Genomic DNA, 23,351 nt, shown 5'->3' with positions numbered 1-23,351 from the left:
GTTCTAACCGTCCTAAACACTCACGACAAGCCGCGGAAGACTTCGTACGGTGACGGGCGGCCGTCAGAAAGCCATCGCCTGGGCGCGGCGCTTCACCTCGGTGCCGTGGCTCGTGCGCAACGCGTTGACCGGGGTGCTGCCGGGCAGCGAGTCGTCCGTGGTGAAGAGCCAGCGGAGCATCTCGGTGCGGCTGAAGCCGGAGTCGGCGAGCACGGTGATCGTGCCGGACAGGCCCTTGACCACGCCGTCCTTCACGAGGAACGCGCTCGGCACGACGAGCTCGCCGCCGCGCTTGAGGGCGATCAGCTCTCCCTCGCGCAGCAGCTGGCGGACCTTGTTGACCGAGGTCCCGAGGGCGTTCGCCACCTCCGTCAGCGGCAGCACCGCGATGTCGGCGGCGAGGACGTCTTCGGCGACAGGAATCCCACTCACAGGTGACACTGTGCCACATTCGCCCCCCTCTCCCGCTACTGCGCTCGGGTGACCCGCGAGGTCTCCTCCACGCCGCGTGCCGGGTTCCGTACGATCCATACTCGTGACACGCACCCATCCCAGCCTGGTCGGCACGCTGCTCGAGCGGCGCTACCGCGTGGACAGCCTCCTCGCCCACGGCGGGATGTCGGCGGTCTACCGGGGGACGGACACCCGGCTGGACCGCCAGGTCGCGATCAAGATCATGGATCCGCGCTTCGCGGACGACCGGTCGTTCGTCGACCGGTTCGTGCGGGAGGCGCAGTCCGCCGCCCAGCTGCACCACCCGCACGTCGTGGCGGTGCACGACCAGGGCGAGGAGGGCGGCGTCGCCTTCCTGGTGATGGAGCTCGTCGACGGCGGCACCCTGCGGGACCTGCTGGACGAGCGGGGTCCGCTCGAGGTCGCGCTCGCGCTGAGCGTCGCCGAGCCCGTGCTGTCGGCGCTGGCCGCCGCGCACCGGGCCGGGCTGGTGCACCGCGACGTCAAGCCCGAGAACGTGCTGATCGGCCGGTCCGGGCCGCACACCGGCGGCGTGGTCAAGGTGGCCGACTTCGGCCTGGTGCGGGCCGTGGCCAGCGCCGGGACGACCAGCTCGAGCGTCATCCTCGGCACGGTCGCCTACCTCTCCCCCGAGCAGGTCACCACCGGCGCGGCCGACTCGCGCGGCGACGTCTACTCGGCCGGGATCCTGCTCTACGAAATGCTCACCGGCCGCGCGCCCTACACCGGCGACACCGCGATCTCGGTGGCCTACCGGCACGTCAACGACGACGTCCCGCGCCCGAGCGAGCTGCGCCCGGACCTGCCGCCCGCGCTCGACGAGCTGATCACCCGCGCCACCCGGCGCGACCCCGCGCTGCGGCCCGCCGACGCCGGGGAGTTCCTCACCGAGCTGACCGCGGTGCGCGCGCAGCTGGGCCTGCTGCCGGTGACCGTGCCGGTCCCGGTGTCGCACGGCCAGGGCGACGTCGCCGACACCGAGCGCACGCTGCCGCGGATCCCGCAGGTGCTGCCCGACACCGGGAGGACGATGCCGGTGCACCGCCCGAACGCGACGCGGGCGCTGCACCACCCGGGCACCCCGCCGCCGGGCCTGCCCGCCACCGGGAACGTCCCGCCGCGGCCGCCGCGGCGCCGCAGCGAGCCGGAGCCCGAGAAGCCGAAGGACAACCGCAAGCGGATCGCCCTGATCGCCGGCGCCGTGCTGCTGTTCGGCGGGCTGCTCACCGCGTTCATCTTCATGCTGACCGACACCGGCGGCGACAAGACCTCGACGGTGCCGCAGCTGGTCGGGCTCAACCAGGCGGCGGCGGGTGACGCGCTGCGCGCGGCGAAGCTGACGCCGCAGTTCAGCCAGGAGTTCAGCAACACCGTGCCGTCGAACACCGTGCTGCGCAACGAGCCCGCCGTCGGCACCACGCTGACGCCGAACTCGACGGTGTCGGTCGTGCTGTCCAAGGGCCGCCCGACGGTGCCGGACGTCCGCCCCGGCACCGCGCTGCCGGACGCCGAGCAGGCGATCAAGACCGCGCAGCTGACCCCGGTCCGCGGCACCGACGACTTCGACGCCGACGTCCCGCAGGGCGCGGTGATCCGCACCGAGCCGTCCGCGGGCAGCCAGCTGAACATCAACGGCCAGGTCACGATCATCGTGTCCAAGGGCCCGATCCCGCTGCCGCCGGTCCCGGACGTCGCCGGGCGGAGCAAGGACGAGGCGTTCCAGGTCCTGCAGCAGGCCGGGTTCGAGCCGTTCCAGGCCGGCGAGGAGTTCAACCAGGGCGTCCCGGGCGGCGCCGTCACCCGGACCGACCCGCCGGCCAACTCCCAGGCCAAGGCGAAGCGGATCGGCGTGTTCGTCAACAACGCCGTCCAGGTGCCGGACGTCCGGTTCAAGTCGTTCGACGACGCCCAGAAGATCCTCGAGCAGGCCGGGCTGCAGGCCGATCGCGACGGCGGCCGCGGCCGCGGTGGTGGCGGCGGGTTCGACTTCGTCTTCCAGCAGGACCCGCAGCCGGGCTCGTTCGTCCAGAAGGGCTCGAAGGTCAAGCTGAAGGGCTTCGGTGGATGATCGGCAGCCGCGGCCGGGTCACCGGCACGATCGGCCCCGGCCTGATCGGTGAGGTGCTGCTGAACGTCCGCGGCGGGACCGAGGCGTTCTACGCCTACCCGATGGACCCCGAAGCGACCTTCAGCTCGGGCACCCAGGTGCTCGTCGTGGACTTCGAACCGCCCCGCACGGTTTATGTCGAACGGTGGCAACCACTGACGCGTTAGCGGCGTCGAAGGGCTACCAACAACAGAAGACTGAGGGGTGTGGGAGGCCAATGAACATCCTGCTGATCGTCGGCATCGCCGTCGTGGCCGTGATCGTGATCTTCGGACTGCTGCGGATCCTGTACAAGGTCGCGGAGCCGAACGAGGCGCTGATCGTGTCCGGCTGGGGGATCCGCGTCGAGCGCAGCGAAACGGCGGACAGCCTGGGCTTCAAGATCATCACGGGCCGCGGCGTGAACGTCATCCCCGGGTTCCAGACGGCCCGCCGGCTGTCCCTCGACACCCGGGGCGTCAACCTGCAGGTCTCGTGCGTGACCCGGCAGGGGCTGCCGGTCACCGTGCGGGCCGTGGTCATCTACAAGGTCGGTGACGACTTCTCGTCGATCGCCAACGCCGCCCGCCGGTTCCTGGACCAGCAGAAGGGCATGAACGACACGATCCACGAGCTCTTCTCCGGGCACCTGCGCTCGATCGTGGGCGGGCTGACCATCGAGGAGATGATCCACAACCGGGACGCGCTCACCGGCGAGGTGCGCCAGTCCTCGGCGACGGAGATGATCAAGCTCGGCCTGATCGTGGACTCCCTGCAGATCCAGGAGATCGACGACGAATCGGGCTACATCCTCAACCTCGGCAAGCCGCACGCCGCCGCGATCGCCGCGTCGGCCCGCATCGCCGAGGCGCAGCGTGACCAGGAGGCCGCCGAGGTCGAGCAGATGTCCGCGGCGAAGAAGGCGGCCGCGGTCCGCGAAAGCCAGATCCAGCAGGCCGGCTACCAGGCCGAGGTCGACCAGGCGCGGGCGAAGATGTCCCAGTCGGGTCCGCTGGCCGAGGCGACCGCGCGCCAGGAGGTCGTCGTCCAGGAGACGCGGGCGGCCGAGCTGGAGGCGGCGCTGGCCGAGCAGCGGCTGCAGTCCCAGGTCCGCAAGCCGGCCGACGCGAAGGCGTACGACACGCGTACGACGGCGGACGCGGCCCGTGACGCTTCGATCGCGAAGGCCCAGGCCGAGGCGAAGGAGACCGAGCTGCGGGCGGCGGCGGACGCGACCCGCGTCAAGACCGCGGCCGAAGCCGAGGCCCAGGCGACGAAGGCCCGTGCGGAAGCGGCGGCCGCGGCGACCCGGGCGACCGGTGAGGCCGAGGCGGCCTCGGCCCGGGCACGCGGTCTCGCCGACGCGGAAGCGGCGCAGGCGAAGGGTCTCGCCGAAGCCGAGTCGGCGCGGGCGAAGGGCCTGGCCGAGGCGGACGCCATCAAGGCGCGCGCCGCGGCGCTGGCGGAGAACCAGGAAGCCGTCGTCGCGCAGCAGCTGGCCGAGCGCTGGCCGGAGATCGTCGAGGCCGGCGCGAGCGCGTTCGGCAACATCGACCACATGGTCGTGCTCAACGGTGCCGACGGCATGTCCGACATGTTCGCCAAGGCGCTGTCGCTCGGCGGAACCGGTGTCGGCCTGGCCCGGCAGCTGATGGACGCGATGTCGAAGCCGACCGACCGGGAGCTCGACGAGGCCGCCCGGAAGAACGGCGAGCTCAAGTTGAGCGACGGCGACCTCAAGCTGAGCGACTGACCGTGCACTCTGCGTACGGCCCCTGTGTCCCGGATCACGGGAGACCGGGGCCGTACGCCCGTTCGGGGGCGGAAATTCTCGTGACGTTGTCCTACCGTGGGCGCATGGTGCCGGACAGCGGTTCGCGGACCGTCCGATGAACTTCTTCAGCGGCGGTCCCCGCGAGCGTCCCCTGTTCCCGGTGCCGGAGCAGGAGCTGTACGCCTTCAACGGCCGGCACTGGACCGACGCCCCGCGTGAGCACATCGTCCCGGCCGTGCTGCCGTGGGCGCAGCCGCTGGGCCGGTCCGAACGCACGATCGTCGCGCTGCGGGCCGTCGAGGTGTGGCCGGAGGCGGTCACCCTGCGGATCACGGTCTACTCCCGCGAGAGCCTGGTCGACGACCCCGCCGAGGGCCTGATCGACCACCGCCGCGTGACCGACTACAACGGCCTGCTCATCGGCGTGCTCTACGCCGACGGGAGCCGGGCCAGCTCGGAGAGCGTTTCGGTGCCGTCGGCCAGCGAGCCGGACGGGCCGGTGCTGCGGGCGCAGGCGGTCGGCGGGACGCGGTTCGCCGTCGAGCACGAGGTGTTCCTGTGGCCGCTGCCGTCGGCGGGGCCGCTCAAGCTGGTCGTCCAGTGGCGCGACCGGGGCATCGAAGAGACCCGGACGACGCTGGACGGCGGCGCGATCCGCGCCGCGGCGAAGGACGCCGCGGAGATCTGGCCGGGGCTGGGCAAGCGCCAGGCCGGCGGCCTGCCCGTGCGCCGGGTCGGCAAGCAGGTGGCCCTCACCCCCGACTGGGGGACCGCCGTGGCCCGTGCGGACGCACCGGAAACCGCGCCCGGAGAGTAAAAACCGTTGATCTGTGACTCCGGGCACCGCGGCCCGGGGTATCTCGAATGGATGAATGGGGTGGTTAGTTAGCGTCGACGAAACACGTCGACCACCCGCTCGTCATGTCGGGCTGGTGCAGTGGCTTTCTCCTCCCCCTCGTCGCACGTGGACGTGCCGACCCCGCGAACGCCTGATGGGAAAGGTCGCTTATGGCAGGCTCGCCGCTCAGCGCACTCGACGTCGCTTTCCTTTGCCTGGAAAGCGAAAAGTCCCCGATGCACATGGGCGCGGTGATCACGTTCACCGCGCGCCGTCCCGTGGATCCCGCAGCGTTGACCGCGATCCTCGCCGAACGTGCCGCGCGGCTGCCCAAGCTGCGCCAGCGCGCGCGTTCCGAACTCTTCCCGCCGGGTGCCGCGAGCTGGGCCGAGGACCCGGATTTCGTTGCAGCGGACCACGTTCACCACGCGGCGCTCAGTTCCCTGTACGAGCCGGACCCGCTGGCGGCCTACGCGTCGCGGTGGATCGCCGAGCCGCTCGACACCGGCCGGCCGTTGTGGGATCTCACGCTGGTCACCGGGCTGCCGGACGGGAAGTTCGCGCTGCTGATGAAGCTGCACCACGCGCTGACCGACGGTGCCGGGGCGTACGCGGTCGCGGCCGGGCTGCTCGACGGCGTCAAGCTGCCGGAGCGGAAGCCCGCGCCCACCCGGATCCCGGCCCAGCGGTCCACTTTGGACACCATGAAGGGTGCGCTCGGCACGGTGTGGGACCAGGCGAACGAGGCCGCCGGCATCGCGTCGTCGGTGGTGCGGGCCACACGCCCGACGCTGTCCCCGGTGTCGGCGCCGTCCTCGGCCGAACGGCGGCTCGGCTTCGTGCGGCTGCCGCTGGCGGAGCTGCGGCGGGTGCGCCAGGCCCACGGCGGCACGACCAACGACGTCGTCCTGGCGGTGCTTTCCGGCGCGCTGCGCGAATGGCTGGTGAACCGCGGCCACCGCGCCGACGGCCGCACGCTGCGCGCGCTGATCCCGGTGAGCGTCCGCGGCCGGGCCGGTGACCAGCTCGGCGGCAACAAGCTGTCCGGTTACCTGTGCGACCTGCCGGTCGGCGAGGACGACCCGGTCGAGCGCCTGCGCGTGGTCCGCCGCGCGATGACCCGCAACAAGGCGGCGGGCCCGAGCCGCGGCGCGGGTGCGCTGCCGCTGCTGGCCGGCCGCGTCCCGTCGCTGCTGCACCGCCTGGGCACGCGCACCGCGGGCCAGGCCGCGCCGCTGCTGTTCGACCTGGTGATCACGACGGTCCCGCTCCCCCCGGCCCGCCTCTCGATCGACGGCGCGGAATTGTCCGAGGTCTACCCGTTCGTCCCGCTGGCCCCGCGCCACGCGGTCGGCATCGCGGTGGCCACCTACCGCGACTCGGTCCACATCGGACTCCAGGTCAACGGCGAAGCGGTCCCGGACATCGGCTCCCTGCGGGACGCGGTCCTGAAGTCCACGTCCCGCCTGCTCGACGCCTCCTGAGGCGTCAGCCGCGGAGCATCTCCGCGACCAGGAAGGCCAGCTCCAGCGACTGCTGCGTGTTCAGGCGCGGGTCGCAGGCCGTCTCGTAGCGGCCCGAGAGGTCGATGTCCGAGATCTCCTGGGCGCCGCCGAGGCACTCGGTGACGTCCTCGCCCGTCAGCTCGACGTGGATGCCACCCGGGTAGCTGCCCAGCTCGTGGTGGACCTCGAAGAAGCCCTGGACCTCGTCGACGATCCGGTCGAAGTGGCGGGTCTTGTAGCCGGTGGACGACTCGTGCGTGTTGCCGTGCATCGGGTCGCACTGCCAGATGACCTTGTGCCCGGACGCCTCGACCGCCTTGACGATGGCCGGCAGCACCTCGCGGACCTTGCCGTTGCCCATCCGGGCGATCAGCGTCAGGCGGCCCGGCTCGAAGCGCGGGTCGAGCCGCTCGACGTACTCCACCGCCTGCGCGGGCGTGGTCGTGGGGCCGATCTTCAGCCCGATCGGGTTGGCCAGCAGCTCGGCGAACGCGATGTGCGCGCCGTCCAGCTGGCGGGTCCGCTCGCCGATCCAGAGGAAGTGCGACGACAGGTTGTACAGCTTCGGGTTGGCCGCGTCGGCGTTGTCGAGGCGCAGCATCGAGCGCTCGTAGTCGAGCAGCAGCGCCTCGTGGCTGGCGAAGATCTCGGTCGACTGCAGCGACGTGTCGGTGACGCCGCAGGCCGACATGAACCGCAGGCCGCGGTCGATCTCGTTGGCCAGCGCCTCGAAGCGCTGCGCCGCCGGCGACGCCGACACGAAGTCCTTGTTCCAGTCGTGCACCTGGTGCAGGTCGGCCATGCCGGCGCCGGTGAGGGCGCGGACCAGGTTCATCGCCGCGCCCGCGTTCGCGTAGGCGCGGATCATCCGGCCCGGGTCGGGCACGCGCATCTCGGGCTTGGGGACCAGCGAGTTGATGATGTCGCCGCGGTACACCGCCAGGCCCAGCGCGTCCGTCGCGGCCGAACGCGGCTTCGCGTACTGGCCGGCGATGCGGCCGACCTTGACCACCGGCAGGCTCGCGCCGTAGGTCAGCACGACCGCCATCTGCAGCAGGGTGCGCAGGTTGGCCCGGATGTGCGGCTCGGTGTTGGACTCGAACGTCTCCGCGCAGTCGCCCCCCTGCAGCAGGAAGGCCTCACCCTGGGCGACCATCGCCAGCCGGCCCTTGAGCCGGTCGATCTCCGCCGGGACGGTGATCGGCGGCACGCTCTCCAGGACACCGCGGACGCGGTTGGTCAGCTCGGGGTCGGGCCACTCCGGCTGCTGCGCGGCCGGGAGGGCGAGCGCCTTGTCCAGGCGGGCCCGCAGTTCGGGCGGCAGCGGCGGCAGTTCGGGCAGCGTGTCGACGGGGACGTCCACAGTCCAGTTCACAGGCTCCAGGATAAGGTTCGCGCCGTGTCGCGTTCCGCCCGGTGGGCCACCGAGCTCCTGGCCCCCTGGGTGTGGGTGCTCACCCTGCCCTTGGCCCTCGCCTGGGACGCGACCGGCCACCGGTGGCTCCCCGCCCTGAGCTGGGGACTCCTCATCGCCGTCACCGGCTCGCTGCTCCCGATGGCCGTCATCGTCCGGGGTGCTCGCCGCGGGGAGTGGGACGGCCATCACGTGACGAACCGGGCCGGGCGCCGGGTCCCGATGCTGGCCGCCGGGCTCTCCCTCGGCCTCGGGTTCGCCGTGCTGCTGGCCGGGGACGCGCCGAAAGCGCTGGTCGCGCTGGCCGCGTCGATGCTGGCGAGCCTGGTGGTGGCCGTGGCGATCACGTTCGGGTGGAAGTTCAAGATCTCGCTGCACGCGGCGGTCGCGTCGGCCGCCGTCGTCGTGCTGATGCTCACGTACGGCCCCTGGGCGCTCCTGCTGGCGCTGCTCGTCGCCTGGGTGGCGTGGTCACGGGTCGCGCTCCGCGACCACACCGCCCCGGAGGTCCTGGCCGGGCTGGTGATGGGCGTCGTCGTGGGTGGCGGCGGCTACTGGGCGCTGCTCACCGCGCTGACCGCCTAAGCCGGGTAGCGCAGGACGCGTCGGCCGCCCGGGAAGACCCCGTCGCGCAGGTAGCGCAGGACGACGTCGTCGCGTGCGGTGTTCGCCGTCGTCATGTGCGGCAGCAGGTCCTTTGTGGGCGGCCCGGCCGGAGCGCGCAGGCGTCAGCCCAGGGGCCGGACCGGCGGGTCCTCCCCTGGGCTGACCGCGCTCAGACGACCGCGAGCGGCAGGGCCGTCGGGTGGACCGGGGACGGGAGGTCGGACGCGCCCGTCAGGTAGGTGTCCACCGCGTTGGCCACCGAGCGGCCCTCCGCGATCGCCCAGACCACCAGGGACGCGCCTCGGTGGGCGTCGCCGCAGACGAACACGCCCGGGGTCTCCGTCTGCCAGTCCGCGCCGCACGAGAGCGTGCCGCGCTTGGTCAGGGAAAGACCCAAGCCGTCCAGCAGCGGCATCTCCTCGACACCCTCGAAGCCGATCGCCAGCAGGACCAGGTCGGCCGGCAGGGTCTCGATCTCGTCGTTGACCGGGATGACCTCGCGGCGGCCGGTCGCCGGGTCCTTCTGGACGCGGACCTGCTGCAGCTCGAGCGCCGTGACCCGGCCGTCCTCGCCGACGAACCGCTTGACCGCGACGGCGAACTTGCGCTCGCCCGCCTCCTCGTGCGCCGGGTAGGTGCGGAGGATGTACGGCCAGGTCGGCCACGGCGAACGGTCGTCGTCCCGTGTGGACGGTGGGGTCGGGTACTGGTCCAGCTGCGTCACGGAAAGCGCGCCCTGGCGGGTGGCCGTGCCGTAGGAGTCGGCGCCGGTGTCGCCGCCGCCGATGATCACCACGTGCTTGCCGCGCGCGTCGATCGGCGACGGGCCGTCACCCTCGACGAACTTGTTGGCCGGCACCAGGTGCTCCATCGCCAGGTGGATCCCGGCCAGCTCGCGGCCCGGGGTCACCCGGTCGTCGCGGCCGCGCAGCGCGCCGACCGCGAGCACGACGGCGTCGTAGCGCTCCCGCAGGTCCTCCACCGTCAGGTCGACGCCGACCTCGCAGCCGGTGACGAACCGGGTGCCCTCCTTGCGCAGCTGCGCGAGGCGCCGGTCGAGGACCTTCTTCTCCATCTTGAACTCGGGGATGCCGTAGCGCAGCAGCCCGCCGAGCCGGTCGTCCCGCTCGAACACGGTGACCTCGTGGCCGGCGCGGGTCAGCTGCTGGGCGGCGGCGAGCCCGGCCGGGCCGGAGCCGACGACCGCGACCCGTTGCCCCGACGACACTTCCGCCACCTGCGGCTGGACGTAACCCGCTTCCCAGGACTGGTCGGCGATCGTCTGCTCGACGCGCTTGATCGACACCGGCCCGCCCGAGAGCGGCGAAATCGACAGCACGCAGCCCGCCTCGCACGGCGCGGGGCACAGCTTCCCGGTGAACTCGGGGAAGTTGTTGGTGGCGTGCAGCCGATCGCTCGCCGCGGCCCAGTCACCGCGGCGCACCAGGTCGTTCCACTCCGGGATCAGGTTGCCCAGCGGGCAGCCGGAGCCGCCGGAGTGGCAGAACGGGATGCCGCAGTCCATGCACCGCGACGCCTGCTTGCGGACGTCTTCGTTGCGCACGCCCGGATCGACGTCCGCGTAGACCTCGCCCCACGAGTGGAGCCGGTCCTCTTTGGACTTCTTCTTGGGCTCTTCGCGGTCGTACTTGAGAAAGCCGGTCGGGTCAGCCACGAGCGGCCTCCATGATCGCCTCGTCGACGTCGCGGCCGGCGGCCTTCGCCGCCTTCGCCGCGTCCAGGACCCGCTGGTAGTCGCGCGGCATCACCTTCGTGAACGCCACGCTGCGGCGCGGCCAGTCGCCGAGCAGCGACGCGGCCACCGCGGAGCGGGTGAGATCGTAGTGCTGCTGCACGGTCTTCTTGAGCCAAGCCAGGTCGTCCGCGGTCGGCTTGAGCAGGTCCACCATGTCCTGGTTGACCTTCTTGCGGTCGACGTCGAGCAGGAACGCGATGCCGCCGGACATGCCGGCCGCCAGGTTCCGCCCGGTCGGGCCGAGGACGACGGCGCGGCCGCCGGTCATGTACTCGAAGGCGTGATCGCCCACCCCTTCGGCGACGACGGTGGCGCCGGAGTTGCGGACGCAGAAGCGTTCGCCGACCTGGCCGCGCAGGAAGATCTCGCCGCCGGTCGCGCCGTAGGCGATCGTGTTGCCCGCGATCGTCTGCGCCTCGGCGGCGAAGGACGCCGACGGGTCGGGACGGACGATGATCCGCCCGCCGGACAGGCCCTTGCCGACGTAGTCGTTCGCGTCGCCGACCATGTCGAGGGTGATGCCGCGCGGCAGGAACGCGCCGAGCGACTGGCCCGCGGACCCGGTGAGCAGCACGTGGATCGTGCCCTCCGGCAGGCCTTCCCCGCCGTACCGACGGGTGATCTCCGAGCCCAGCAGCGTGCCGACGGTCCGGTTCACGTTGCGCACCGGCAGTTCCAGCCGGACCGGGTGCGCGTCCTCCAGCGCCGCCTCGGCGAGCTGGATGAGCGTGCGGTCCAGGGCGTGCTCGAGTCCGTGGTCCTGGCCGCGGGTGCGCCGCTTCGCGCCGCCGTACGGCGTCTCGGCCGGCACCTCGAAGATCGGCGCCAGGTCCAGGCCGGACGCCTTCCAGTGGTGCACGGCCTCGTCGGTGTTCAGCAGCTCGGCGTGCCCGATGGCCTCGTCGAGCGTGCGGAAGCCCAGTGTCGCCAGGGTTTCCCGGACTTCCTGGGCGATGAACTCGAAGAAGTTCACGACGTGCTCGACCTGGCCGGTGTAGCGCTTGCGCAGCTCGGGGCTCTGCGTGGCGACGCCGACCGGGCAGGTGTCGAGGTGGCAGACGCGCATCATGATGCAGCCGGCGACGACGAGCGGGGCCGTCGCGAAGCCGTACTCCTCGGCGCCGAGCAGCGCCGCGATGACGACGTCGCGCCCGGTCTTCATGGCGCCGTCCACCTGCACGGTGATCCGGTCGCGCAACCCGTTGAGCAGCAACGTCTGCTGGGTCTCGGCGAGGCCGATCTCCCACGGCGTGCCGGCGTGCTTGAGCGAGTTCATCGGGGACGCGCCGGTGCCGCCGTCGTGGCCCGAGATGAGCACGACGTCCGCGTGCGCCTTGGACACGCCCGCCGCGACCGTGCCGACGCCCAACGAGGACACCAGCTTGACGTGGATGCGGGCGTTTTCGTTGGCGTTCTTGAGGTCGTGGATCAGCTGGGCGAGATCCTCGATGGAGTAGATGTCGTGGTGCGGCGGCGGCGAAATGAGCCCGACGCCCGGTGTGGAGTGCCGGGTCCGCGCGATCCACGGGTACACCTTGTTCGGCGGCAGCTGGCCGCCCTCGCCGGGCTTCGCGCCCTGCGCCATCTTGATCTGGATGTCGTCGGCGTTGACGAGGTACTCGCTGGTGACGCCGAAGCGGCCCGAAGCGACCTGCTTGATCGCGCTGCGGCGCTCGGGGTCGTAGAGCCGTTCCGGGTCCTCGCCGCCCTCGCCCGTGTTGGACCGGCCGCCGAGCCGGTTCATCGCGATGGCCAGGGTTTCGTGCGCCTCGGCGGAAATCGAGCCGTACGACATCGCGCCGGTGTTGAAGCGCTTGAAGATCGCCTCGGCCGGCTCGACCTCGTCGAGCGGCACCGGCTCGCGGACGCCGTCGCGGAAGGAGAACAGCCCGCGCAGGGTGCCGCCCTCGCGGTAGAGGCGGTGCACCTCGTCGGTGTACTGGCGGTACACCTCCTCGCGGCCGGTCTTGGTCGCGTGCTGCAGCAGGAACACCGTCTCCGGCGTGAACAGGTGCAGCTCGCCCTCGCGGCGGTAGGCGTACTCGCCGCCGGTGTCGAGTCCACGGTGGACGCGGTCGGTCGGGTTGTCCGGGTAGGCGCGGCGGTGCCGGACGGCGACCTCTTCGGCGAGCACCTCGAGGCCGACCCCGCCGAGCTTCGACGACGTCCCGGTGAAGTACTCGTCGAGCAGGTCCTGGGCCAGGCCGAGGGATTCGAAGACCTGGGCGGCGGTGTACGCGCCGACCGTCGAGATGCCCATCTTGGACATGATCTTCAGGACGCCCTTGACGAGAGCCTGCACGTAGTTGCGGACCGCCTTGGCCGGCTCGATGCCGGTGACCGCGCCCTGCCCGATCATGTCCTCGATGGTCTCGAAGGCCAGGTACGGGTTGACCGCGGCGGCGCCGTAGCCGAGCAGGACGGCGATGTGGTGCACCTCGCGCGCGTCCCCGGTCTCGACGACCAGCGCGACACGCAGGCGTTCCTTGGTGCGGACCAGGTGGTGGTGCACCGCGGAAACCAGCAGCAGCGACGGGATCGGCGCCATCCGGTGGTCGGAGTCGCGGTCGGACAGCACCAGCGTGCGCGCGCCCGCGGCGATCGCCTCGGACGCCTCACGCCGGACCCGCTCGATCGCGGAAGCCAGCGCCTCGGCGCCGCCGTCCACTTCGTACAGTCCGGAAAGGACACTGCACGCGAAGCCCGGCAGGTCGCCGTCGTCGTTGATGTGAATGAGCTTGGCCAGCTCGTCGTTGTCGATCACCGGGTACGGCAGCTTCAGGTGCCGGCACGACGCCGGGCCCGGGGCCAGGAGGTTGCGCTCCGGGCCCATGATCCGCGCCATGCACGTGACGAGCTCTTCGCGGATCGCGTCCAGCGGCGGGTTGGTCACCTGCGCGAAGTTCTGCTTGAAGTAGTCGTAGAGCAGGCGGGATCGCTGGGACAGCACCGCGGGCGGGGTGTCGGACCCCATCGAGCCGATCGGCTCGGCGCCCTTCTCGGCCATCGGCGCGAGCAGGATCTTGAGCTCTTCCTCGGTGTAGCCGAAGGAAAGCTGGCGCCGCAGCACCGAGTCGTGGCTCTGCACGACGTGGTCGCGGTCGGGCAGCTCGGCGAGCTTCAGCAGGCCGGCGTGCAGCCAGCCCTCGTACGGCAGGTCCTTGCCCAGCTCGGACTTGACCTCTTCGTCGTCGACGATCCGGCCGGCGTCGGTGTCCACCAGGAACATCCGGCCGGGCTTGAGCCGTCCTTTCGCGACGACGTCCTTCGGGGCGACGTCCAGGACGCCGGCCTCGCTGGCGAGCACGACGCGGTCGTCCGCGGTGCGCCACCAGCGCGCCGGACGCAGGCCGTTGCGGTCGAGGACCGCGCCGACCAGCGTGCCGTCGGTGAAGGTGACGCAAGCCGGGCCGTCCCACGGTTCCATCAGGCTGGCGTGGAACTGGTAGAACGCGCGGCGTGCGGGCTTCATCGTGGCGTGGTTCTCCCACGCCTCCGGGATCATCATCAGCACCGCGTGCGGCAGCGACCGGCCGCCCAGGTGCAGCAGCTCCAGGACCTCGTCGAACGACGCCGAGTCCGACGCGTCCGGCGAGCAGATCGGGAACAGCCGGGTCAGGTCGCCCGGGATGAAGTCCGACTCGAGCAGCGCCTCACGGGCCCGCATGCGGTTGCGGTTGCCGCGGATGGTGTTGATCTCCCCGTTGTGGGCGACGAACCGGAACGGGTGCGCGAGCGGCCACGACGGGAAGGTGTTGGTGGAGAAGCGGGAGTGCACCAGGGCGATGGCGCTTTCCAGCCGCTCGTCGCGCAGGTCGGCGAAGAACGCGGGCAGCTGCTCCGGCGTGACCATGCCTTTGTAGACGATCGTGCGCGAGGACAGCGACGGGAAGTACGTGCCGCAGCCCGCGATCCCGCTCTCGTGCTCGGTGCGCTTGCGCAGGCAGAACGCGAGCCGGTCCAGCTCCAGGCCGGCGGCCCCGCTGCCGGACACGAAGAGCATGGCGAAGTGCGGCATCACCGAGCGGGCGCTCGGGCCGATGTCGGCGCGGTCGGCGTCGACCGGGACCTCGCGCCAGCCCAGTACTTCCAGTCCTTCTTCGACGGCGATGCGTTCGGCCAGCTCGACGGCCTTGCGGCGCTGCTCGGCGTCGGCGGGCAGGAAGGCGATGCCGGCGGCGTACCGGTGGTGGCCGCGCTCGTCGGGTTCGGGCAGCTCGAAACCGGCTTCCGCACGCAGCAGCTCGTCGGGCAGCTGCAGCAGGATGCCGGCGCCGTCGCCGCTGGTGGGTTCGGCGCCAGCGGCGCCGCGGTGGTCCAGATTGGTCAGCGCGGCGAGGCCGTCGGTGACGATGCCGTGGGAGCGGCGTCCGCGGATGTCGGCCACCATGGCCACACCACAGGAGTCCTGTTCGGTCTCCGGATCGTAGAGACCCTGCTTGCCGGGAATGGCGGAGAAGATCATGAAGGGACCTCCTTCGTCGTCTGTTCGTGCTGGCCGGGCTACCGGCCGGGAAGCTTGCACGGGACGACGATGGCCCGCTTGTTAGCGCGACTTTAACACCTGGGAAACATGCCAGCATCAATTCAGAGCACCCCGGGCAACGTCGGACGGTAACGATCTGGCTGCGCGGAACGACGTAGTTCCTGATGGGTTCCTGGTAGTTCGCTCTGCTAAGTATACGTCCCGGAAACCTTCGTCAAGTCTAACGTGACATGGCCGACGCCGGCCCGTCGAACCGCCGCCACCCCCGGTTCACCTCTGCCGCCGCGAACTAGAACGTGTTACTTTTCCTCGCATGATCCTCGACCGGTTCCGGCTGCCAGGACAGGTCGCGGTGGTCACCGGCGCCGGACGCGGGATCGGCGCGGCCACCGCCGTGGCCCTCGCCGAAGCGGGCGCCGACGTGGTCATCGCCTCCCGGACCGCGGCCCAGCTCGAAGAAGTGGCTTCCCGGGTGTTCTCCTCGGGCCGACGGGCCCACGTCGTCCCCCTCGACCTCGCCGACCCGGCCGCCGCCGCGACGCTCGCCGCGGTGGCCGTCGAGGAGTTCGGGCGACTCGACCTGGTGGTCAACAACGTCGGCGGCACCTACCCGCGTCCCCTGGCCGAGACGACACCCGAGTTCCTCGAGGAAGCGTTCCGCTTCAACGTCTCGACGGCGCACGCGCTGACCGTGGCGGCGGCACCGTCGCTGATCAAGACGGGCGGCTCGGTCGTCAACATCTCGTCGATCATGGGCCGGGTCGGCGGCCGCGGCTTCGTCGCGTACGGCACGGCGAAGGCGGCGCTCGCCCACTGGACCCGCCTCGCGGCGGCCGACCTCGCCCCCAAGGTCCGGGTGAACGCGATCTCGGTGGGCTCGGTGGCGACGTCCGCGCTGGAGATCGTGGTCGGCAACCCGGAGCTCAAGGCGAAGATGGAGGCCGCGACGCCGCTGCGCCGGATCGGCGAGGCCGAGGACATCGCGGCGACCGTGGTCTTCCTGGCCTCCCGCGCCGGCGGCTACATCACGGGCAAGATCCTCGAGGTCGACGGCGGGCTCCAGTCGCCCAACCTGGACCTGGGCCTGCCGGACCTCTGAGGCACGACTCGCCCCTTGTCGACCGGCGGCCAGCGCCCCAATGTGGCATTGGGGCGCTCGGTCAGTCCTCGGTCTTCTTCGGCTCTTCCGCCGCGGGGGTGTCCCCGGCGGGTTTGTCGGCCGGGGCCTCGGCGGAGACCTTCACGGAGTCCGGCTCCTCCGCGCCGGTCTTCGCCGAGCCGGGCTCGTCCGCGGGCGGCGCGTCCTCGGCCGCCGCGTCCGCGTCCGCTTCCGGCGCGGGCATCGCGTCCTTGCTCACCAGCAGCTCCGGGGCCTCGCGCGGGCCGCGCTTGGCCGCCAGCACGAAGTAGACCACCGCGGCCAGGAACAGCAGGATCGACGTCCAGACGTTGACGCGCAGGCCGAGGATGTGGTTCGCGGTGTCGGTCCGCATCATCTCGATCCAGCCGCGGCCCACCGTGTAGCCCGCGACGTACAGCGCGAACACCCGGCCGTGGCCCAGCTTGAACCGGCGGTCCGCCCACACGATCACGGCCGCGACCAGCAGGTTCCAGATCAGCTCGTACAGGAACGTCGGGTGGACCGGGCTCTCCGGCAGCGGGATGTGCCCGGTTGCGACGCCGTTGAGCAGGTTCTCCGGGTCGTCCGGGTTGAAGCGCTGGTAGACCTCCAGGCCCCACGGCAGGTCGGTGTGCGCGCCGTAGAGCTCCTGGTTGAAGTAGTTGCCGATGCGGCCGATGGCCTGCGCGACGACGATGCCGGGGGCGATCGCGTCCGCCATCGCCGGCAGCGGGACGCCCTTGCGGCGGCACGCGATGAGCGCGCCCACCGCGCCGAGCGCGATGGCCCCCCAGATGCCGAGGCCGCCGTCCCAGATCGCGAACGCGTTCCAGGGGTTCTTGCCCTCGGTGAAGTACAGCTCGGGGTCGGTGATCACGTGGTACAACCGGCCGCCGACCAGGCCGAACGGCACGGCGTACACGGCCATGTCGATGACCGTGCCCTTGGTGCCGCCCCGGGCGGCCCAGCGCCGCTCCCCCCACCAGATCGCCACGATGATGCCGGCGATGATGCACAGGGCGTACGCACGGATCGGGATCGGTCCCAGGTGCCACACCCCGCGGTCGGGGCTGGGGATCGTCGCGAGGTAGGCGGAAATCACCGGGCCACCGTAGCGCTAGCCCGGCTCCGCATCCACAGCGGCCAGGTAGCCCGCCACCAGCGCGTGCGCGACCTGGAGGACGGCCTCGTCGCGCGGGAGGAACCGGTCGTCGTGGAGGCTGGGCACGCCCGCGGTGTCCCCGAGGCCGACGAACAGCATCAGCCCCCGCGTCGCGCCGCCGCAGTAGTGGGCGAAGTCGTCCGCGCCGAACGACCGGAACTGGTCGTCGACGGCGAAGCCGCCGTGCCGCAGCCAGCGCTGCGCGCCCGCGGCCAGAGCCGGGTCGTTGTCCAGCACCGGCTCGCACGGGTTGACCTTCAGCTCGGCCGTGCAGCCGTGCGCCTTCGCCGTGCCGTGCACGATCTCCGCCAGCGTCTCCAGCGCGCGTTCGCGGTCCTTCGCGCGCATCAGGCGCAGCGAGCCGAGCGCGCTCGCGCTGTTCGGGACGACGTTGGCCGCGGTGCCGGCCTGGATCCGCCCGATCGAGCAGACCGCGCCGAACACCGGGTCGATCCGGCGCGACGCGAGCTGCTGCAGGCTCACGACCAGCTGCGAGAGCGCCAGGATCGGGTCCCGCAGCAGGTGCGGGTAGCCCGCGTGGCCGCCCTGGCCGTGCATCGTCACCTCGAACTCGTCGGTCGAGGCGTTCACCGGGCCGGGCACCGCCGACACGACGCCGTGCGCGATCCGCGGCTGGACGTGCGCGCCGATCACGGTGCTCACCCCGGCCTCGGCCAGCACGCCGGCCTCGACGATGTCGAGCGCGCCGGGCGGCGACGTCTCCTCGCGCGGCTGCAGCAGCGCGAGGATCGGCCGCGGGACGCCGACGCGCACCGCCGCGCGGGCCACCGCGACCAGCGCGGCGAGGTGGACGTCGTGGCCGCACGCGTGCATCAGCTCGTTGCGCGACGCCCACGGCACGCCGGTGCCCTCCAGCACCGGGAGGGCGTCGAGCTCGGCCCGCAGCGCGACGCCCGGGCCCGCACCGCCGGGCAGCGGGATCGCGCGGCCGGTCTTGGCGACGCGGACACCCTCGCCCGCGCCGATCGCCTCGGTGACCAGCCGGGCGGTGTCCTCCTCGTCGCCGGAGCCGCGCGGGTCGGCGTGCACGGTGTGCCGGAGGGTGACGGCGGCGGGCAGCTCGTCGTCGATCGCCCGGGTCCACCGGGTCCGCAGGTCGCTCACGCGTGCTCCAAGCGGTAGATCCTCTTCGCGTTCTCGTGTCCCACCAAAGCACACAGCCGGACGGCGTCCACTTCGGACATCCGGTCGGCGGCCAGCGCGGCACGCACGAAGTCGGACAGGCCCTGGCGGAACAGGGCCGTGCCCAGGTGGTACAGCTCGGCCAGGCCGAACGCGTCGGTCGAGAAGAGCACCTTCCCGAACGGCGCGAGCTCCAGCAGCTCGGCGAGGATCGCGGGCGCCCGGAACCCGGCGTTGTGCGTGCTCAGGCCGACGTCGGCGAAGACGTGCTCGAAGACCTGCGCGAGGTAGGCGGCGTTGCGGTGGAACGGGTAGTTGTGCAGCAGCAGGATCGGCACGCCCCGATCGCGCGTGGCCCGCAGCAGCCCGGTGAGCAGCAGCGGGTCGCAGCGGTGCAGGTCGACGTCGGAGTCGCCGTACCCGACGTGGAACTGCACCGGCAGGCCCAGGTCGAGCCCGGTCCAGACGAGGTGGCGGTGCAGCACCTCGTCGGCCAGGCGGACGTTTCCGGTGCGCAGCCAGCGTCCGGCCGCGGCCGCGACCTCGCCGGCGGTGGGACGCTCGGGGTTCAGGTCGAGGCCGACCCGGTAGGCGGCGATCGACTTGAACCCGACCGCGGTGGCGGCGCGTTTCCCCAGCTCGTCGGCGAAGGCCGCGGCGAACCCCTCCGCGGTCGTGCCCGGGAGCACCGCCTCGGCGACCTGCTCCAGCCGGACGACGTCGTGCACCCGGGCCGCGGCGAGCACGCCGAACTCCGGGGTCGTCGTCAGCGCGTCCGGGAGGAAACCGCCGTCCAGCAGGAAATCGGTCGTGCCGGTACCGCGCAGGAAGCGCCGGGCCACCTCGGCCGCGCCCAGTTCGGCGCGGCGGGCGAGGTAGGCGTCGGCCGGGGCGTGCTTCGGCAGGTCGAGCACGGGCGCACAGCGTTCCCGGACGGAGAGGCCGATCAGCGAGTCGAACAGGCTGGTGCCGAGCGGCGACGTCGTGTCCGCCTCGGTCAGCATGGCCTCGAAGCCCGCGCGGGCCACGTCTTCCGTGACGACGCCGTGGCAGTGGTGGTCCACCAGCGGCAGGTCCGCGACGAACGGGAGCAGCCCGGTCATGCGCCTCCGTCCAGGGTGCCGATCCTCTCCCCCACCCTACGAGCGTAGGCGGGCGCGGCCAGCACCAAGATCACCGCGAGCACGAGCACCCCGCCCGCCACCAGCGGGAACCACCGCGCCGGTCCCTCGGTCGGGTAAGGCACGACGTTGACGTACACGGTGTACCCGAGCACGGCGAGCGCGCCGAGGGGAAAGACGAGGTGCCACACCGGCACCCGCATCCGGCGCTTGACGAACAGCAGCAGGATCGCGCCGAGCGTGGTCAGCAGGTAGATCACGAGCAGGATCAGCGTCCCGATCGAGCCGGACCAGGCGAAGGTGTCCGACGCGGTCGCGCCGAAGAACACCGCGCACACCACGATGATCAGCACCGCCACCACCGTCACCACGCTGACCGCGGCCACCGGCGTGCCCTTCGCCGACGTCCGGCCGATGCCGCGGCCGCCCACCGCGTCGCGGCCCAGGGCGAACAAGAGCCGCGAGCCGCCGACCACGCAGGCCAGGCAGCAGCCGAACGCGCTGATCGCGGCGCCGGCGCTGATCACGTCACCCACCCAGGAGCCGACGAAGCGGCCGCCGAGGTCGCCGAGCAGGGACGGGGAGTCGTGGAAGGCCGTCGCGTCCGAGCCGAACGCCATCATCTCGACGGCCGTGACCACGACGAAGTAGGCGCCGCCGAAGATCGCCGTCCCGAGGATGGCGCGCGGGATGTTGCGCTTCGGGTCGTGCGTCTCCTCGCCGAGCGTCGCGGCGGCTTCGAACCCGGCGAAGGACAGGAAGCCGAACACCGCGCCGAGGAACACGCCGGACAGCCCGGTTTCCGGGACGAACACGTCCAGGGTGAACCGGCCGCCCTCGGGTGCGTCGCCGGCGATCAGCCGGACCAGGATCACCACCGTCACCAGCAGGATCAGCGCGATCGTGGCACCTTCGACGGCGAGCAGCGTGCTCGTGCCGCGCCGGGCGGGCGCGACCGCGAGGAGCCAGCTGCCGACGAGGGCGACGCCGGTCAGCACGAACGGGCCCCAGGACGGCGGGTCCGGCCAGATGCCGACCTGGGTGAAGAACGCCGTCCCGAGCGTGCCCGCCGCGGAGCTGGTGACCACGGCGTAGAAGGTGTACGTGCCGAGCAGGCCGATGCCGGAGACGACGCCGGCGCGCGGGCCGAGGGTGGCGCCGACAAACGCGTAGACCGAACCGGCGTGCTGGTAGTACTGGCAGAGCTTGACGAAGCCGTACGCGACCAGCAGCACGCCGACCGCCGAGAGCAGGAAGGCGAGCGGGACGGCGCGGCCGGCGGCGGCCGCGGTCTGCTGGGGGTTGATGTTGGCGGCCATGCTGGGGGCCATCAGGGCCACGGACAGGCCGACGGCCTGCCAGACGGACAGTGATCGGCGCAGGCCTGGACGGGTTTCGACGGTGTCTGACACGATCTCCACCTCTTCCTCTGTGGAAGCATCCAGTGAACATCGACGGGAGCGGAATGAGCCAGCTCGATCGGGCGGAACTCGCGCAGCAGGGCGCCATCCGGGCGGACGACCTGCGCGCGGCCGGGGTGGAGCTGGTCGCGCTGACCTTCGTGGACAACAGCGGCATCACGCGCACGAAGGCGGTCCCGGTCGACCGGCTGTGGTCGGCGGCCGCATGGGGCGTCGGCGCGTCGAACTCGTTCGACTTCTTCCTGGCCACCGACGAAATCGTCGGCGGCCGCTACTCGCGCGGCCCGGTCGGCGACCTGCGGCTGCACCCGGACCTCGACGGGCTCGTCCCGCTGGCCGCGCAGCCGGGCTGGGCGTGGGCCCCGGCGAACCGCTACGACCAGGACGGCACCCCGCACCCGCAGGATTCCCGGGCGCTGGCGACCGCGGCGACGGCGCGGCTCGCGTCGCTGGGGTACAACGTCCGGACGGCCTTCGAGATCGAATGGGTGATCACGGCCGCGGAGAAGCCGGATGACCCGCGCTCGGCGACGGCGGGCCCGGCCTACGGCTACGCGCGGCTTTCCGCGCAGGCCCCGTACCTGCGCGCGCTGGTGTCCGCCTTGGCCGCGCAAGGCGTTGCGGTGGAACAGATCCACCCCGAGTACGCGGCCGGGCAGTTCGAGCTGTCGGTGGCGGCGGACGACCCGGTGCGCGCGGCCGACATCGCGGTGCTGACGCGCGAGACGATCCGGACGGTCAGCGAGCAGCACGGGCTGCGCGCGTCGTTCACGCCGAAGTTCGCGCCGGGCGGCGTCGGCAACGGCGGCCACGTGCACCTGAGCCTGTGGGACGGCGACCGCAACCTGTGCGCCGGCGGCGACCGGCGGTTCGAGCTGACCGCGACGGCGGAGGCGTTCGCCGCCGGCATCTACGCGCGGCTGCCCGCGCTGCTGGCGATCGGCGCGCCGTCGGTCATCAGCTACCTGCGGCTGGAGCCGCACCACTGGGCGGGCGTGTTCCTGGCGTGGGGCCTGGAGAACCGCGAGGCGCCGCTGCGGCTGGTGCGGGGCGCGGCCGGCCAGCGCGACCGGGCGGCGAACTTCGAGGTCAAGTGCTTCGACCTGACGGCCAATCCGTACCTGGTCGTGGCCGCGCTGCTGTTCGCCGGGCTGGCGGGCCTGGAGTCCGGCGCGACGCTGCCGGACCCGGTCGACGTCGACCCCGGGACGCTGCCCTCGGCCGAACGGCTGCCGCGGACGCTCGCCGAAGCCGTCGCGGCGTTCAAGGCGGACGACGAGCTGACGAAGGCGTTCGGTCCCGAGCTGGCCACGACGCTGATGGACGTGCGACACGGGGAGATCGACCGGCTCGGCCGCCTGTCGCCGGACGAGCTGTGCGCCGTGATGCGCTACCTACACTAGGGCTTTCGCGACCTCGGTCCGCAGCTGCGGCAGCTTGGCGTAGAGCCGGTCGCCGGGGCATTCGGTGTTGTAGTAGTCGCGGTGGCCCTTGATCTCCTCGACCGGGATGCCGTACTGGCGGCAGACGTAGGCGCAGAACACGACGAGCGAGTCCCATTGCGACTGCGGCGGTTCGACGCTGGTGTAGAGGCCTTCGTTCTCGATGCCGATGGCGTTGGTGTTCTGGCCGGGACAGTGCGCGCCCTGGATCATGGTGGTCCGGCCGCGCAGCGCGTCGAGGCTGCCGTGCCGCCCTTCCAACCGGTAGCCGCCCCGGCTGACGGTGAAGTGCTGGCCGGTGTCGGACCAGCCGTTGTTGTCCATGTGGTCGTGCTGGTCGTCGCGCGCGACCTGGAAGGCGTGCTCGAGCGAGTAGTCGGTGCTGTTGGCACTCGCGATGTGGTGGATGAGAATGCGGTTGGCCGGGTGGGCAAGGGTGACCAGCTCGTCCGACGGCGGCCGCGCGCCCCACTCGGCACAGCTGTAGATCCGCGGCGTTTGGGCAGCTCTGGCCGCGGCGGGCAGGAGCAGCCCGGCGGCGCCCGCGGCGACCAGACCGGCGGTACCGCGGAGGAACGTGCGCCGCGGGAGGTGTCCGATGTCCATGGGCGGGACTCTGCCGCGGGCGCGTACAGCTTTTGTACAACCCGGCAGAGGCGGTTCGAACAGCGTGGCGGAGTCCGGGGTGACCAGCAGGTAGAACCGGATCAGGGCTTCGGCGTAGACGGCCCGTTTGAGGATCCGGTCCACCACCTTCGTCGACGGTGACACGATTTCGACCACGAGATCCGGTGCCAGCAGGCGGTTACCGCGGCTCCCGAGTACGACATTCGCTCCGGGGAAGACCTCGAACCGATGTCCGGCCTCCGCGGAGAGCTGGCCACAGAGGCTGCCGACGAGACGCTGGTGCTCGAGTCCCTCCAGCGTGCGCACCAGAAGACTGCCGTCGAGGAGTTCGAAACGGCACAACGAAGATTGTTCGAGCAGGCTGAAGTTCTGGGCC

General features: G+C 71.8%; 17 protein-coding genes. 8 read left to right on the top strand and 9 right to left on the bottom strand.

All coding sequences use genetic code 11. The features are described from left to right. Nucleotides 1–63 precede the first annotated feature (63 nt). A complete protein-coding gene (locus VA596_RS34865; protein ID WP_323332772.1) occupies nucleotides 64–432 on the bottom strand; it encodes an Rv2175c family DNA-binding protein in 369 nt (122 codons plus the stop codon). 103 nt (nucleotides 433–535) lie between these two features. Between VA596_RS34865 and pknB the strand changes: the two genes are divergently transcribed. The 5 genes from pknB to VA596_RS34840 all read left to right on the top strand — a co-directional run bounded on the left by pknB (nucleotide 536) and on the right by VA596_RS34840 (nucleotide 6,656). Further along, nucleotides 536–2,542: a Stk1 family PASTA domain-containing Ser/Thr kinase gene (gene pknB / locus VA596_RS34860; protein ID WP_323332771.1), complete on the top strand. Its 2,007-nt coding sequence runs from the start codon at nucleotides 536–538 to the stop codon at nucleotides 2,540–2,542. Beyond that, nucleotides 2,539–2,748 (top strand): hypothetical protein, encoded by a 210-nt coding sequence (locus VA596_RS34855; RefSeq protein WP_323332769.1) that lies wholly within the window; start codon nucleotides 2,539–2,541, stop codon nucleotides 2,746–2,748. Before pknB ends, VA596_RS34855 begins: the two co-directional genes overlap by 4 nt. Before the next feature lie 50 nt (nucleotides 2,749–2,798). Further along, nucleotides 2,799–4,313, top strand: coding sequence for an SPFH domain-containing protein (locus VA596_RS34850; protein ID WP_323332767.1), 1,515 nt, complete (start codon nucleotides 2,799–2,801; stop codon nucleotides 4,311–4,313). A 136-nt stretch (nucleotides 4,314–4,449) separates the two neighbouring features. After that, nucleotides 4,450–5,151 (top strand): hypothetical protein, encoded by a 702-nt coding sequence (locus VA596_RS34845; protein ID WP_323332765.1) that lies wholly within the window; start codon nucleotides 4,450–4,452, stop codon nucleotides 5,149–5,151. Nucleotides 5,152–5,408: 257 nt separating this feature from the next. After that, entirely contained in the window at nucleotides 5,409–6,656 is a 1,248-nt protein-coding gene (locus tag VA596_RS34840; protein ID WP_410171955.1) for a wax ester/triacylglycerol synthase family O-acyltransferase, read from the top strand. Nucleotides 6,657–6,660: 4 nt separating this feature from the next. On the opposite strand, the gene VA596_RS34835 is transcribed toward VA596_RS34840, so the two are convergent. Then, on the bottom strand, nucleotides 6,661–8,052 hold the full coding sequence (locus VA596_RS34835; protein ID WP_323332762.1) for a class II 3-deoxy-7-phosphoheptulonate synthase: 1,392 nt from the start codon (nucleotides 8,050–8,052) through the stop codon (nucleotides 6,661–6,663). Between the two features lie 24 nt (nucleotides 8,053–8,076). Here VA596_RS34835 and VA596_RS34830 point away from each other — a divergent pair, with 24 nt between their 5' ends. Then, on the top strand, nucleotides 8,077–8,676 hold the full coding sequence (locus VA596_RS34830) for a hypothetical protein (protein WP_323332760.1): 600 nt from the start codon (nucleotides 8,077–8,079) through the stop codon (nucleotides 8,674–8,676). A gap of 190 nt (nucleotides 8,677–8,866) precedes the next feature. Here VA596_RS34830 and VA596_RS34825 read toward each other — a convergent pair whose 3' ends face one another. Continuing rightward, entirely contained in the window at nucleotides 8,867–10,372 is a 1,506-nt protein-coding gene (locus VA596_RS34825; RefSeq protein ID WP_323332759.1) for a glutamate synthase subunit beta, read from the bottom strand. Further along, nucleotides 10,365–14,918 carry a glutamate synthase large subunit gene (gltB, locus tag VA596_RS34820; RefSeq protein ID WP_323332757.1) on the bottom strand — a complete coding sequence of 1,518 codons (4,554 nt, stop codon included), beginning with the start codon at nucleotides 14,916–14,918 and terminating at the stop codon, nucleotides 10,365–10,367. The genes VA596_RS34825 and gltB overlap by 8 nt, the downstream gene beginning before the upstream one ends. Before the next feature lie 334 nt (nucleotides 14,919–15,252). On the opposite strand from gltB, the gene VA596_RS34815 reads away from it, so the two are divergent. Continuing rightward, nucleotides 15,253–16,038 carry an SDR family oxidoreductase gene (locus VA596_RS34815; RefSeq protein WP_323332756.1) on the top strand — a complete coding sequence of 262 codons (786 nt, stop codon included), beginning with the start codon at nucleotides 15,253–15,255 and terminating at the stop codon, nucleotides 16,036–16,038. Nucleotides 16,039–16,099: 61 nt separating this feature from the next. On the opposite strand, the gene lgt is transcribed toward VA596_RS34815, so the two are convergent. Genes lgt through VA596_RS34795 form a run of 4 tightly spaced genes read right to left on the bottom strand, consistent with a single transcriptional unit; the run spans nucleotide 16,100 to nucleotide 20,897 of the window. Next, a complete protein-coding gene (gene lgt, locus VA596_RS34810) occupies nucleotides 16,100–17,161 on the bottom strand; it encodes a prolipoprotein diacylglyceryl transferase (protein ID WP_323332754.1) in 1,062 nt (353 codons plus the stop codon). 15 nt (nucleotides 17,162–17,176) lie between these two features. Beyond that, nucleotides 17,177–18,346, bottom strand: a complete 1,170-nt coding sequence (locus VA596_RS34805; protein WP_323332752.1) for a M20 metallopeptidase family protein — start codon at nucleotides 18,344–18,346, stop codon at nucleotides 17,177–17,179. Beyond that, complete coding sequence (locus VA596_RS34800; RefSeq protein ID WP_323332750.1) at nucleotides 18,343–19,467, bottom strand: amidohydrolase family protein; 1,125 nt, start codon at nucleotides 19,465–19,467, stop codon at nucleotides 18,343–18,345. The genes VA596_RS34805 and VA596_RS34800 overlap by 4 nt, the downstream gene beginning before the upstream one ends. Continuing rightward, entirely contained in the window at nucleotides 19,464–20,897 is a 1,434-nt protein-coding gene (locus tag VA596_RS34795) for an APC family permease (RefSeq protein WP_323332749.1), read from the bottom strand. Before VA596_RS34795 ends, VA596_RS34800 begins: the two co-directional genes overlap by 4 nt. Nucleotides 20,898–20,950: 53 nt before the next feature. Here VA596_RS34795 and VA596_RS34790 point away from each other — a divergent pair, with 53 nt between their 5' ends. After that, nucleotides 20,951–22,309: a glutamine synthetase family protein gene (locus tag VA596_RS34790; RefSeq protein ID WP_323332747.1), complete on the top strand. Its 1,359-nt coding sequence runs from the start codon at nucleotides 20,951–20,953 to the stop codon at nucleotides 22,307–22,309. On the opposite strand, the gene VA596_RS34785 is transcribed toward VA596_RS34790, so the two are convergent. Then, nucleotides 22,301–23,335: an N-acetylmuramoyl-L-alanine amidase gene (locus VA596_RS34785; protein WP_323333081.1), complete on the bottom strand. Its 1,035-nt coding sequence runs from the start codon at nucleotides 23,333–23,335 to the stop codon at nucleotides 22,301–22,303. The two genes, VA596_RS34790 and VA596_RS34785, sit on opposite strands and share 9 nt — an antisense overlap. Nucleotides 23,336–23,351 lie beyond the last annotated feature (16 nt).

The organism is Amycolatopsis heterodermiae (genome assembly GCF_034929455.1).
Taxonomy (GTDB): domain Bacteria; phylum Actinomycetota; class Actinomycetes; order Mycobacteriales; family Pseudonocardiaceae; genus Amycolatopsis; species Amycolatopsis heterodermiae.
This window is presented reverse-complemented; position numbering and strand designations above follow the sequence as displayed.